Origin of the sequence: Hydrotalea sp., assembly GCF_049968455.1 — a bacterium.
Classification (GTDB): domain Bacteria; phylum Bacteroidota; class Bacteroidia; order Chitinophagales; family Chitinophagaceae; genus Hydrotalea.
This window is the reverse complement of record NZ_JBMFQT010000002.1, coordinates 202,866-216,556: the sequence shown is the minus strand read 5'-3', so window position 1 is coordinate 216,556 and position 13,691 is coordinate 202,866. Positions and strand designations below refer to the sequence as shown.

8 protein-coding genes are annotated in these 13,691 nt (G+C 35.1%); 5 read left to right on the top strand and 3 right to left on the bottom strand.

Going from position 1 to position 13,691, the window contains the following annotated elements; genetic code table 11:
• Positions 1-26: 26 nt before the first annotated feature.
• Positions 27-974 carry a tRNA epoxyqueuosine(34) reductase QueG gene (gene queG / locus ACP5P5_RS02470; RefSeq protein ID WP_428284530.1) on the bottom strand — a complete coding sequence of 316 codons (948 nt, stop codon included), beginning with the start codon at positions 972-974 and terminating at the stop codon, positions 27-29.
• Between the two features lie 90 nt (positions 975-1,064).
• Between queG and ACP5P5_RS02465 the strand changes: the two genes are divergently transcribed.
• Positions 1,065-3,104 (top strand): transglutaminase domain-containing protein, encoded by a 2,040-nt coding sequence (locus tag ACP5P5_RS02465; RefSeq protein WP_428284529.1) that lies wholly within the window; start codon positions 1,065-1,067, stop codon positions 3,102-3,104.
• Positions 3,105-3,131: 27 nt separating this feature from the next.
• Complete coding sequence (locus ACP5P5_RS02460; protein ID WP_428284528.1) at positions 3,132-5,048, top strand: DUF3857 domain-containing protein; 1,917 nt, start codon at positions 3,132-3,134, stop codon at positions 5,046-5,048.
• A gap of 3 nt (positions 5,049-5,051) precedes the next feature.
• Here ACP5P5_RS02460 and ACP5P5_RS02455 read toward each other — a convergent pair whose 3' ends face one another.
• A complete protein-coding gene (locus tag ACP5P5_RS02455; protein WP_428284527.1) occupies positions 5,052-6,107 on the bottom strand; it encodes a serine hydrolase domain-containing protein in 1,056 nt (351 codons plus the stop codon).
• Between the two features lie 128 nt (positions 6,108-6,235).
• Between ACP5P5_RS02455 and clpB the strand changes: the two genes are divergently transcribed.
• Both clpB and ACP5P5_RS02445 read left to right on the top strand, forming a co-directional pair.
• Complete coding sequence (gene clpB / locus ACP5P5_RS02450; protein ID WP_428284526.1) at positions 6,236-8,833, top strand: ATP-dependent chaperone ClpB; 2,598 nt, start codon at positions 6,236-6,238, stop codon at positions 8,831-8,833.
• Between the two features lie 115 nt (positions 8,834-8,948).
• The gene (locus ACP5P5_RS02445; RefSeq protein WP_428284525.1) at positions 8,949-9,536 is read left to right on the top strand and encodes a DsbA family protein; all 588 of its coding nucleotides are present in this window, start codon (positions 8,949-8,951) and stop codon (positions 9,534-9,536) included.
• A 66-nt stretch (positions 9,537-9,602) separates the two neighbouring features.
• Here ACP5P5_RS02445 and ACP5P5_RS02440 read toward each other — a convergent pair whose 3' ends face one another.
• Entirely contained in the window at positions 9,603-11,477 is a 1,875-nt protein-coding gene (locus ACP5P5_RS02440; protein WP_428284524.1) for a M1 family metallopeptidase, read from the bottom strand.
• A 189-nt stretch (positions 11,478-11,666) separates the two neighbouring features.
• Between ACP5P5_RS02440 and ACP5P5_RS02435 the strand changes: the two genes are divergently transcribed.
• Entirely contained in the window at positions 11,667-13,649 is a 1,983-nt protein-coding gene (locus ACP5P5_RS02435; RefSeq protein ID WP_428284523.1) for a S9 family peptidase, read from the top strand.
• The last annotated feature ends 42 nt before the right edge of the window (positions 13,650-13,691 follow it).

Here is a 13,691-nt window from a genome sequence, read left to right as displayed (position 1 = left end):
ATGCTTTTCATTTAGTAATGCGAGGTTTAATTGATTGATTCATCGCTTAAAATAAATTTCAAGTTACGTTGTATTCCACTGTATTTACTTCTTTTTAAAGGGGAGTGCTTAAATATTTTTTTAAAAGCTTCTTCATTCAATTGTAACCATTCTTTTGTACTTAGTTCTAATATTTCGGGAATAGGCGTAAAGGCGGGTTCGTTGGTGGGGTTACTAAATCGGTTCCAAGGGCATACTTCCTGACAAATATCACAACCAAACATCCAATTCTTAAATTTCCCTTTTTGTTCCTCTGGTATAAGCACATCTTTCAACTCAATGGTAAAATAGGCTATACATTGGCTACCATTAATGGTTTTGTTAGGTAAAATAGCTTGTGTCGGACAAGCATCTATACACTTTGTACAGGTACCACAGTAATCTTTTGCTAATGGATTATCATATTCCAAGATCAAATCCGTAATAAGCGTAGCAATAAAATAAAAGGAACCTGCTTTCGGATGAATTAAGTTCCCATTTTTTCCAATCCAACCCAATCCACTTTTTTGTGCCCATGCACGCTCTAAAACCGGTGCAGAATCTACAAAACCTCGCCCCGCGATATTGCCAATGTAGGAAGTTAAATGATTCAAAAATGTATTTAATTGTTGTTTAATTACCTCATGGTAATCTTGTCCATAAGCATAACGAGCAATTTTAGGTGCAGCATTGTTTTGCTGTTGTGTCGGGAAGTAATTTTTTAAAAGTGTAATTACTGATTTTGCCCCTGGAAAAAGCTTTCTAGGGTCAGTTCTTAAATCGAAATAGTTTTCCATGTAGTGCATTTTTCCATGCATGCCTTTTTGAAGCCAATTTTCTAGTTTTTTGGCATCATCGGCTAAAAATTCGGCTTTGGCAATACCACAATAATCAAACCCTAACTGTTTCGCAGTTTGTTTAACAATTTTAGTATTTTTTTGAGAAAATGTGCTCAAAATTTTTTATTAATAAAATGTTAATGAATAAATTTTTTTATGTATTATTGATATAGCAAAAATAAAGATACACCCCTTAACACTTATTCTATGAAATGGGTCAGTAAATTGTTGTTATTAACTGTTTTTTGTTCTGCAAGTGTTCTACATGCACAACAATCAAAGGAAAATTTAAAGTTTGGACAGATTAAGCCAAGCGATTTTGAGCCCACTGTATATGATGTAGATTCTTCTGCCAGTGCTGTTTATTTATTTAATAATGGAAAATCAAGTTACGTGGGCAATAATGATGGATTCTTTTCTGTTGTGTATGAACAGCATACCCGTATTCGTTTTATGAATAAAAATGGATTTGGCGCTGCAATAGTTACTATTCCCGTTTATATATCCAAAGATTATCAAATGAAATTAATTTCATTGGAGGCTTCTACATTTAACATGGAAAATGGACGGGTAGTAGAAACTAAATTAGATAAATCGGCTTTGTATACAGAAGTGAACCATGATGAAACCATTTACAAATTCACATTTCCCAATGTAAAGGAAGGTTCCATTGCTGAATTTCAAATTAAATTAAATTTGCCCAGTTATTATTTTATGCCTGATTGGGATTTTCAGAAATCGTATCCGGTTTTATATAGTTCATATGAAGTAAATGTGCCATACTTTTTTAATTATGCCATTGTAAAAAAAGGAATACAAGATTATGTTCTTGATACTGCTATTGATTTTAGACAGCAATACTATATACATGATAAACGAAATGGTGGTTCGGTAGCAGGTAATACAATAGCAGTTAGTACGCAAGCTGCTAAACATATTTGGGCTATGAAAAACGTGCCTGCATTTCATAACCAACCTTACATAACTAGTGCAGATAATTATGTTAGTGGTATTGAATTTCAATTATCGGAGATTCGTATGCCGGAAGAAGATGTAGAAAAAGTTGCACAGAGTTGGAATAAAGAATCTGAACAATTATTGAACAACCCTGATTTTGGATTAGAGTTGAAGTATGACAATACCTGGTTAAAAGACGATATTCAAACAGCAACAGCTAATGCTACCAATAATTTAGAAAAAGTACAAGGTATATTTACCTTTGTTCGAAACAACTATAGTTGCATTAATCACACTTCAAGGCTATTGTCGCAACCTTTAAAAAAAGTGGTACAAACCCGAAATGGGAATGTTGCAGATATTAATATGGTATTAACTGCAATGCTAAAGCAGGCCGGACTGGAAGCCTATCCTGTTATTTTAAGTACTCGTTATCATGAGAAAGTCTTAAGGGATTATCCTGTTATGCACAAATTCAACTACGTTATTACAAGAGTGGTTGTAGATGATGTAAATTATTATTTAGATGCATCCAGAAAATACGTTGGATTTAATCAATTGCCTGAATATTGTTATAATGGTTTTGCCCGTGAAATAAACGATAAAGATCCCATTTTACTTCGGTTTGATGCTGATTCATTAAAAGAATATGGAATGGATATGGTTATGGTAAAACCTGATTTTACCAACCATACATTGAGTTTGTCAGTGAATAAAACTTTTGGCAACATAGAGTCTCAAAATGCTCGAGGAGTTATCATGAGTACTTCATTAGATGCTTATATGCAACAACTGCAAAAGCAATACAATATTCCGGTTCAGTTAACAGATGTACATGCTGATAATTTAAAAGAACTTGACGAACCATTGAAATTACAATATACAGCCGCATTAAATCTAGATGGTGATAAAGATATTATTTATTTGAATCCTATGCTTTCGGATAGAATTGTGGAAAATCCATTTACCGCACAACAAAGAATTTATCCCATTGAGATGCCTTATTGCCCTAACCAAACTTATATTTTTGAAATGGAAGTGCCTGAAGGTTATGTAGTTGATGAATTACCAAAGTCGGCTCGTGTTCAATTAAATGGTAATGATGGTAGTTTTGAATATATTATCGTAAACAAAAATAATCATATACAAATGCGGTGCCGTTTGTTAATGAATAAAGCAAATTTTAGTCCTGAAGATTATTCTACGCTTCGCGATTTTTATGCTTTCATTGTACAAAAAGAAAGTGAACAAATTGTACTAAAGAAAAATAAGACTTTTCCTAAACCTTAATGTTTGTCAGAATACATAAGTAATACTATGAAACTAAAATACTTGTGGATATTATTGATTTTTACTACTTACAATACATTAAAGGCGCAATCATTAAATTGTAATGATATTCCAGACTCACTTAAGGAAAATGCTGATGCCGTTGTAAGATTTGATAATACCGTAGTGACCATTCAAAATTTAAATAAGGTAATAATTCGCCATGAATATGCTATTACTGTTTTGAATGAAAATGGTAATGATTATGCATACTATTCTAACAGCTATGATCCAATGAATGTTTTGAATGAAGCAACTGGAGTGTTATATGATGCTACCGGGAAAAAATTACGGAGTGTAAAAAAGAAGGAAATGGCTGATGAGCCTTATAATGATTACATGAGTCTTACCAACGATACACGAATTAAATCATTCAATTTTTATTATCGTACTTATCCCTATACAGTAGTTTATACCGATGAAATAACCCAAACCAATACCTTTCAATTGCCTTATTGGAAACCTATATTGGGCAGTAATTGCAGCATTATGCAAAGCCGGTTTCAGGTAGCTTATCCAAATAGTGAATCTATCCGATATAAAATTTTACATGCCTCACTCATTCGGTTTGATTCAAGCGATAACAGTAACACAAAAACCTATACTTGGCAGTTGTTGGGCTACAAGTGCTTGCCTTATGAAACGCTTCAGCCCAGCCGTTTTAAAAGAAATCCATATGTATTCATTGGTGCCACTCGTTTTCACTTGCAAAATTATAAAGGCAGTATGGATAGTTGGAACAATTTTGGCAAATTCATTAATGAATTAAATAGCAATAGAAATCAGTTGCCGGAAGTTATTCAGCAGCAAGTACATCAAATTGCGGATAGTTTACCTACCCGCCAACAAAAAATTATCGCTTTATATCAATTTATGCAAAAGAATACCAGATATATAAACATTACATTAGGAATAGGCGGATGGCAGCCTTATGATTGTGCTTATGTTGCTAATAATAAATACGGCGATTGTAAAGCGTTATCAAATTATATGGTAGCCTTGCTAAATGAAGCGGGCATTAAAGCTTATTATGTTTTAATTCATGCAACGGAAAATCATTTTCCATTTCTGACCGATTTTCCCAATGCTTATTTTAATCATGCAACTGTTTGTGTGCCCAATGTTAACGGCGCCGATACACTTTGGTTAGAATGCACCGATGCAACAATGCCGGCCGGCTATGTTTCTGATCTTACCGATGATAGAGACGCTTTAATGATAACCGATACCGGTGGCGTAATAGTGCATACCCCCATATATTCCATCAATCAAAACCAAGAAAGTAGAATGGTGCAAGCTACTTTAAACGAAAAAGGTGATTTGGTTGCGCAAGTACATGCCCGTTATGAAGCTCAAACATCTGACCCTTTTCATGAATTACTCAACTTTTATACGCCGGAAAAAATACAAGAATACTATAATCGAGTTTTTTCGTTGCCAACCTATACAGTAAGCCATATTCAGTTAAAAGAAGAAAAAAAAGTAATACCTGTTGTGAATGAAAGTTTTGACATTCAAATAAAAGGTTACGCTTCGGTAACCGGGAAACGTTTATTTATTAAACCCAATATTTTTGATCGTTGGCAACAAAAACTTTTATCCGATGAAAATAGAAAGAACAATGTTGTAATTAATAAAAATTTTGTACAAAGCGATACAGTTTATATCACAGTTCCTTCAGAATATGAAGTAGAATCATTGCCCCAACCCATTCAATTAAACACGCAGTTTGGCAATTATAATATTGCTTTTTCTTTTAATCATCACACCATACAAGTAATTCGCAAACAAGTATCTATTAAACAAGAATTACCTGCACATACCTATGGCGATTTGGTTAACTATTATAATACTATGAGTAATGCTGACGTTAATCAATTAGTTTTGGTAAAAAATGCCAATTAATGGTTATTTACAGTTGCCCGGAATAATATCGTCCACATTGTTTTTCAGTTGAATGTACCAGTCTTTTTTCTGTTCCCCATTTTTGCCGGTTTCAAATATTAGTGCAGCATAATGGTGGCATATATCAATCCAAGGGTAACAGCCATTGGAACCGGGGGCAGCAAGCGCAGTTGCCATACCTTGTTCATTGGAATTAATGATCCAAGCACCTAAAGCATAAACGTATCCTGTGCCTATCGGGGGTGCATATTGTACCATATTTAGGTTCATTTCCGGTTTTTCCATTTCTTCAATGGCTTTCTCACTTAAAATTCTTCTGTTATTAAACATACCCTTATTTAATAGCATGTTTAAAAAATTCATGTAATCGGCTGCTGTTGCAACGGCCCCGTCTGATGGGTTTACAGCTTTGTTACTATAAAAAGATGAGTTGCGCATATTCAACGGCCTAAAAATTCTTTCAGCCATTAACTGGTCAAATTGTTTTTTGCTAATCACTTCTAAAACCCGAGCGGCAATGTTTAAACCAACGTTTGAATAACGGAATGCCACCCCCGGATTGTCTTGAATCTCCCTTTTCGATGCAAAGGCATTAACCTCTTCTTCCAACGTATTAAATTTAGATTTCTGTAACAGATTGCCTATTCCAATAGGCGCTTGAATGCCTGTTAAATGGCTTAAACATTGCCTAATGGTAATATAAGCTTTTCCATAGGTTGCGAAAATGGGTAAATAGCTACTAACCTTATCATCTAAATTAAGTTTTCCCTGATCTACAAATGTCATAACCAATGCTGCAGTAAGCCATTTGCTACTTCCCATAATAGGTATTTGGGTATTGATTTTTAAATCGCCTGCCTCTTTTTTAAATGCCAATTTGCCATCGTGTAAAACCATGCACACATAATTCTTCCCTAATTCTTTTTTTGTATTATTCAAAAACTGTTCTAAGGGTTCAAACCCTGCTTGCCCTATTGCAACCTGAAAGAATAGCAGCATTCCCCAAAATAAACTGACTTTACAACAGGTTTTAGTGTATTTAAGCGACAAAATTTCCATAAATATTACTTGGATTATGATTTGTGAATATACTGCAAACGTTATCCAAAATTGTGATTTTGGTGCGTGTTTTAACTTTTCAAAAATAAAAATAAAAGCTAATTTAACGTTTAAAATATTGATTAAATATGAATTTGAATAATTACACCATTAAAGCACAAGAAACTATTCAAGCTGCTCAGCAAATGGCATACAATGCAGGAAATCCCAATATTGAAACCAACCACTTGCTGCAGGCTTTATTGAGCGATGAAGATAGTGCCATTGCTTATTTATTAAAAAAGAATAACGTAAATGTTGCTTTTGTTTTAAGTAAAGTAAAAGAAAGTATCAATCGCCTGCCCAAAGCGCAAGGTGCAGAACCGGCACAGGCATTAGGGAGAGAAATGAACAATGCTTTATTAAAAGCCAATGCTTCTTTAAAGCAATTTGGTGACGAATTTGTAAGTGTTGAACATCTTTTACTGGGTATTTTACAAGTAAATGATGATACTGCTAAAATTTTAAAAGATGCAGGTTTAACCGAAAAGGGTTTTATTGCTGCCATAAAAGAATTGCGAAAAGGAGCTACCGTTAACTCGCAAACACAATCACAACAGTTTAATACATTACAGAAATATGCCAAGAATTTAAATGAATTGGCACGCAACGGTAAATTAGATCCTGTTATTGGACGCGATGAAGAAATTAGAAGAACCTTGCACATTCTATCCCGCCGTTCAAAAAATAATCCCATTTTAGTAGGTGAACCAGGAGTAGGTAAAACAGCTATAGCTGAGGGTTTGGCAATGCGTATTGTGAATGGTGATGTGCCTGAAAATTTAAAAAGCAAAACCATTTATGCACTTGATATGGGCCAATTAATTGCAGGTGCTAAATATAAAGGTGAATTTGAGGAACGTTTGAAAGGTGTTGTAAAAGAAGTTGCAGAAAGTGATGGTGAAATTATTTTGTTTATCGATGAAATTCATACCTTAATTGGTGCAGGTGGCGGTGAAGGAGCCATGGATGCCGCTAATATTTTAAAACCTGCTTTAGCTCGTGGTGAATTAAGGGCCATTGGTGCAACTACTTTAAATGAATATCAAAAATATTTTGAAAAAGATAAAGCTTTGGAACGTCGTTTCCAAAAAGTAATGGTAGATGAGCCAAGTGTAGAAGATGCCGTTTCTATTTTACGCGGTATTAAAGATAGGTATGAAACCCATCACCATGTTCGGATTAAGGATGAAGCCATTATTGCTGCAGTTGAATTATCACATCGCTATATAACCGATCGTTTTTTACCCGATAAAGCTATTGACTTAATTGACGAAAGTGCTGCCAAACTAAGGCTTGAAATGAATTCTATGCCGGAAGAGTTGGACAAATTAGAAAGAAATATTCGTCAGTTAGAAATTGAACGCGAAGCCATTAAGCGGGAAGATGATGAAGAGAAATTAAAAGAATTAAACCAGGAAATTTCAGTACTTTCTGTTGAACGTGATACACTAAAAGCGAAATGGAAACAAGAAAAAGAAATTGTTGAAAAAATTCAAAATGCAAAAGCATCAATAGAGCAATTGAAGTTAGATGCTGAGCGTGCTGAACGTGAAGGTGATTATGGTAAGGTAGCTGAAATTCGTTATGGTAAAGTAAAAGAAAAAGAAGCTGAAATAGTAAAGCTTACAAATGAATTAAATGAAGTTTCTCCTGAAAAAAGGTTGTTGAAAGAAGAGGTTGATGCAGAAGATATTGCTGAATCAGTTGCCAAAGCAACAGGTATTCCCTTAACCAAAATGCTACAAAGTGAAAAAGAGAAACTTTTGAATTTAGAAGATGAATTGCATAAGCGTGTAGTAGGACAAGAGGAGGCTATTTCTGCTGTTGCCGATGCTATACGCAGAAGTAGGGCCGGATTGCAAGACCCTAAAAAGCCCATTGGATCATTCATTTTCTTGGGAACAACCGGAGTAGGTAAAACAGAATTGGCCAAAGCCTTAGCCGATTATTTGTTTGATGACGAAAATATGATGACCCGCATTGATATGAGTGAATACCAGGAAAAACATACTGTTTCTCGCTTAGTGGGTGCTCCTCCGGGTTATGTGGGTTATGATGAAGGTGGACAGTTAACTGAAGCTGTTAGACGCAAACCCTATTCCGTGGTTTTGTTAGATGAAATTGAAAAAGCACACCCTGATGTATTTAACGTGTTATTGCAGGTATTAGATGATGGACGGTTAACCGATAATAAAGGCCGTACCGTTAATTTTAAAAATACCATCATTATCATGACCAGCAACATGGGTAGTCAAATAATACAAGATGCTTTTGAAAATGTAACTGACAAGAATAAAGAGGAAGTGGTTGAAAAAACCAAACAAGAAGTCTTGAATTTGCTAAAACAAACCATTCGTCCAGAATTCCTGAATAGGGTGGATGAGGTAATTATGTTCCAACCTTTAATGAAAGAAGACATAAAAGGAATTGTAAACATACAGTTAAAAAATTTACAGGAATTAGTTGCTACCAATGGTATACAAATTAAATTTAGTGATTATTTAATTGATTATTTGGCTGAAAATGGTTTTGACCCTCAGTTTGGTGCAAGGCCCTTGAAACGCCTAATTCAAAAATCAATTGTGAACCAGTTAAGTAAGAAAATACTTTCGGGTGATGTTGACAAATCTAAGCCAGTATTAATCGATGTGTTTGATGGGTTAGTGGTGTTTAGAAATGAGTAGTTATAATAATAAAAAAACTATTTGATTGTTTTTGCGTTAATTATGCTACTTTGCGCCCAAAATTCAAAAAAATAGGTGAATTTTTACTTTTTCTGATTGATAAAATGCATAACAAATGGCAATGAAACCCAAAGAAGCTCTGGTGATTATTGAGCCCAAAGATATATTCGTAGGTAAAGCCGATGCGCCGGTAACTTTAATGTTTTTTGGTGATTATGAAAGCGATGCTTGTGCTGCCGCAAATGAGGTTGTGAAACAAGTTTTAGCAAAATATCCGAACGAGGTTAAATTAAACTTTCGTCACTTCCCATTAACAAATATTCATCAACGTGCTTTAAAAGCAGGTGAAGCTGCTATAGCTGCAGGTCAGGAAGGTAAATTTTGGGAAATGCACAATTTATTGTTTGAACATAGACATAATTTGGGCACTATTACCCTAAAATCATATGCTCGTGATGCAGGAGTTACCAGCAAAGTATTTTTAGATGATTTAATGAATTCTACTTTTGGCTGGCAAGTACGTGGCGACATTAGTTTTGGTCAACAAAAGGGCGTTAAAGAAGTGCCTACTTTTTTCTTAAACGATGTTAAGTTTACTGATGCTATAACCCTAGCAGCATTCTCAAAAGCTATTGATGCTATTTTGGTTGAACATGGTTCATCTGCAAAAAATGTAAAAAAAGTTGCAAAAAAGCGTGCTTAATAATTAGTTGAATAAATTTTAAAAAGAAAGCCTGTGAAGCAAATATCACAGGCTTTCTTATGGAGTTTATTTTACATGCCACTCATTATCCTTTGTATTCGCATCCATAAATATGCTACTATCTATCGCCAATGATTCAATGTGTTTAGGGGTGGTTAAGTCAATAGAGGCCTGTTTTTCGTTGTTCTTCCAAATCATAGCTGTATGGTGTTGTTTGGCAGTGGTTCCATCTGTATAGGTAATTTTCAAATCAAATGGCGCATCAAATCCACCAATATTGTTAATAACAACCACATATCCTTTTGTTGTTTTTTTAACTGATTGTATGGACAAATCAATGTATCCATTGCTGAAATACCAGTTTTGCCAAAACCAATTCAAATTTTGTTTAGCAGCGTCATTAAATGAATAAAAGAAATCCCAAGGAATGGGGTGTTTGCCATGCCAACGATTCATATAAGTGTGTAAACAGTGCTTAAAAAATGAATCACCCAACATGTCTTTTACTGCCAAATAACCTAATGAAGCTTTGCCATAAGCATTGTTACCGTATGCAGCATTTCTTAAAACATTTGCAGGTGTAATAATAGGTAAGTCTTCTTCAGCAGCGGGGTCTTCAATCCAATCTTTTATTCTAAAAATTTTATAAAAGTTGGCTGCTTTTTCTTCGCCTAAATCTGATTGACCAATCAAGTATTCAAAAGTAGTAGCCCAACCTTCATCCATAAAAGCAAAACGATTTTCGTTTATGCCCATATAAAAAGGAAAATAAGTATGGGCAATTTCGTGTTCTGCAACAAAACGTGAAAACGTTAGGTTTTTGTTGGTGCCGTCATTCACCATCATAGGATATTCCATATCGGCATATCCTTGGCAAACTGTCATTTTGGGGAATGGGTAAGCAACACCGGGCCAATATTTGGAAAGCCAACCAATGGCATGGTGTGCAAATTGAACCATTTCATGAAAATCTTTAGCAGTATCATTATAAGCAGCTTGCACACTCACTCTTTTTCTGTTAGTAGCAACTTCAACACTGGCAGCATCCCAAACAAAATGGTCACTTATACACAAAGCCATATCAGTTATATGTTCGGCACTAAACTTCCAAGTATTGGTTGTAGGTTGTGTTACTTTGCCGTTAAGCATTTCACTTAATGTTGCTATGTGTATGGTTGAGTCAGTTGCCTGTGCTTGTTGTAAGCGGTTACATATAGTGGGTAACAATACATCTTTTTCGTTTAACAAATTACCGGTGCCCCAAACAACAAAATTTTTGGGTGTGGTAACTGAAAGTGTATAATTATTGAAATCGTTATAAAACTCTTGTTGATCGGTAAAATCCTCGGTATCCCATCCATTATAGTCGTCATAAACTGCTATTCGCGGATAAAAATAAGCTAGATAATAAGTAGTAGAATCAATCATGCCTTCACGACCACTTTCAATTGAGGCATTGAAATGCCATTTAAAATGTATTTGAACGGAATCTTTAGGAAGGAGTTTTTCTTTTAAATGTAAAGCTTGCCAAGTGCTGTGATATTTAGGTTCTTTCCAATCTATTTTGTTCCCGTTTAGAGTTACTTCGTCAATGTGAACACCGGAGGTTAAATAGTCGTTGCTCACATCACCAAACCTTACAACACCGGGTTTATGGATATTCAAAATTAATTTAATGATAAGGTAGGGTAAAGTGTCAGGGCTATTATTAAAATAAGTAATTTCTTCTTGGCCATTTACTGTTCTGGAGGGGGGCTGTAATTGCAGGTTGATTGAGTAATTACCTGAGTTTTGCCAATAGCGGGTTCCCGGCATGCCATTAAAAGAGCGTGTTTTTTGTTCGTAAGCTTTTTTAATGTTTCTGGGCATATACAATTGTTGTGCTATCAGTTGTGTGCCCAATGTTATAAAAATTAAAAGGCTGAAAATAATGCGTTGCATGGTTTTACATTTAATTGATGAAGTTATTTCATTTAGCTAAACGGATATTCATTAATTTGTATGAATGGTAAATGCTTACAATTGATTTGCAATATATTTACTCAAAATTTATTCCCTGCATTTAAGAAGCCAATACACATTTGCAAAATGGGAGTTATTTTCAACCATTAACAGTTAAAAAATAGTTACATGAAAAAATTGATGTTATCTGTAGCACTCATGTTGGGTGCAAATTATTTTTTGTTGGCGCAAGGGCCTATGAATAGGAATTTGTTGCCCAATGATATTTATAAACTGATTAATGTGGGTGATCCTCAAGTATCGCCGGAAGGGAAATGGATAGCCTACACCGTTAGCAAGGCTGATAGTGCAAAAGACAAACGTAATACAGATCTTTGGATGGTTAGTTGGGATGGCCATCAAACTGTGCAATTGACAAATTCTCCCGATGCGGAAACAATTCCAAGATGGAGCCCTGATGGAAAATATCTATCATTCATTTCTTCAAGAATGGGGAACACGCAATCGCAAATTTGGTTATTGGATAGACGTGGAGGTGAAGCCAAGCAAATAAGCCACTTGAAAGGAGATTTGGATGAGTACGTTTGGAGTCCTGATGGGAAAAAAATTTTAATTAGCATGCAGGATCCTGATTATTCAGATACTGCAGCTACAAAAACCAGAAAGCCATACGTTATTAATCGCTATCATTTTAAAGATGATCAATCAGGGTATTTAGATAACAGACATACACATTTGTATGTATTAGATGTGGCTACCGAAAAATTAGATACACTAACCTCAGGTAATTTTGATGAAACCATGCCTGCATGGAGCCCCGATGGTAAACAAATTGCATTTGTAAGTAACCATACTACTGATCCTGACAAAAATGACAATACGGACATATGGGTAATGAATGCAGAAAAAAATGCACAACCTCTGCAACTAACTACTTGGGCAGGAAGCGATGTAAGGCCTATGTGGAGCCCCGATGGAAATTACATTGCTTATTTGCAATCCAGCAGTAATTTGCCTTTTACTATGTATGGTCAAAATATTTTAGCCATGGTTCCTGCTAAAGGTGGTGCACCTGTTTTGTTAACTACTGCAGTAGATAGGCCGGTATCGAATCACCAATGGGCAGCCGATGGAAAATATATTTATTGTTTGGTTACTGATGACAGGAAAAAATATTTGGCACAAGTTGAAGTGGCTACAAAAAAATTGCAGCCATTGGTTGAAGGTACTTTTTGTTTGGAAAGATTGAATATGAGTAATAATCATACTCAAATGGTGGCATTATGGAGCGATCCCTATCATCCCTATGAAGTAGCAGTTATTGAAGGAAATACTTTTCATCAGGTATCGCATATGAATGATGATTGGATGCAGTATGTTAAATTGGCTAAAGTTGAAGGATTTACTTCAACCAGTAAAGATGGTACCAAAGTTCCATGTATCTTATTTACACCTTCCGGTAGTAACAATAATAAATTACCTGCAATTTTTTATATACATGGTGGCCCGGTGGCACAAGATGATTATGCTTTTGATTTTACTCGTCAAGTATTAGCAGCAGGCAATTTTGCAGTGGTTGGCGTAAATTATAGAGGAAGTAACGGGAGTGGATTGGCGTATATAAAAGCTATTTATGCCGATTGGGGAAATAAAGAAGTGATGGATATTATTGGGGCTGCTGATTATTTAATAAAAGCCGGTACAATTGATGGAAATAAAATGGGCATTGGTGGTTGGAGTTATGGTGGAATATCTACCAATTATACCATTGCTACCGACAATCGGTTTAAGGCTGCAGCCAGTGGTGCAGGTAGTTCACTGCAGTTAAGTATGTATGGTTTCGACCAATATATTACACAATATGAAACCGAATTAGGCAAACCTTGGGAGCATCCTGAAAAGTGGATGGCATTATCTTATCCATTCTTTCATGTAAATAAAATTACAACTCCTACTTTATTCATGGCCAGTGAAAAAGATTTTAACGTGCCTACAATTGGAGCAGAACAAATGTATCAAGCATTAAAGTCAATTGGTGTACCTACCGAGTTGGTCATTTATCCGGGACAACACCATGGTATTGTTAAGCCCTCTTACCAGGTAGATAGATTAGAGAGGTATTTAAATTGGTTTCACCAATACTTGAAATAACTGGAATTAAAAAAGGGCAGCGATTTAAAACTGCCCTTTTTG

What these genes read in the sequence shown, in the direction of transcription:
- ACP5P5_RS02465 (WP_428284529.1), top strand. Translation starts at nt 1,065, where the DNA reads ATGAAATGGGTCAGTAAATTGTTGTTATTAACTGTTTTTTGTTCTGCA.
- ACP5P5_RS02460 (WP_428284528.1), top strand. Translation starts at nt 3,132, where the DNA reads ATGAAACTAAAATACTTGTGGATATTATTGATTTTTACTACTTACAAT.
- ACP5P5_RS02455 (WP_428284527.1), bottom strand. Translation starts at nt 6,107, where the DNA reads ATGGAAATTTTGTCGCTTAAATACACTAAAACCTGTTGTAAAGTCAGT.
- clpB (WP_428284526.1), top strand. Translation starts at nt 6,236, where the DNA reads ATGAATTTGAATAATTACACCATTAAAGCACAAGAAACTATTCAAGCT.
- ACP5P5_RS02445 (WP_428284525.1), top strand. Translation starts at nt 8,949, where the DNA reads ATGGCAATGAAACCCAAAGAAGCTCTGGTGATTATTGAGCCCAAAGAT.
- ACP5P5_RS02440 (WP_428284524.1), bottom strand. Translation starts at nt 11,477, where the DNA reads ATGCAACGCATTATTTTCAGCCTTTTAATTTTTATAACATTGGGCACA.
- ACP5P5_RS02435 (WP_428284523.1), top strand. Translation starts at nt 11,667, where the DNA reads ATGAAAAAATTGATGTTATCTGTAGCACTCATGTTGGGTGCAAATTAT.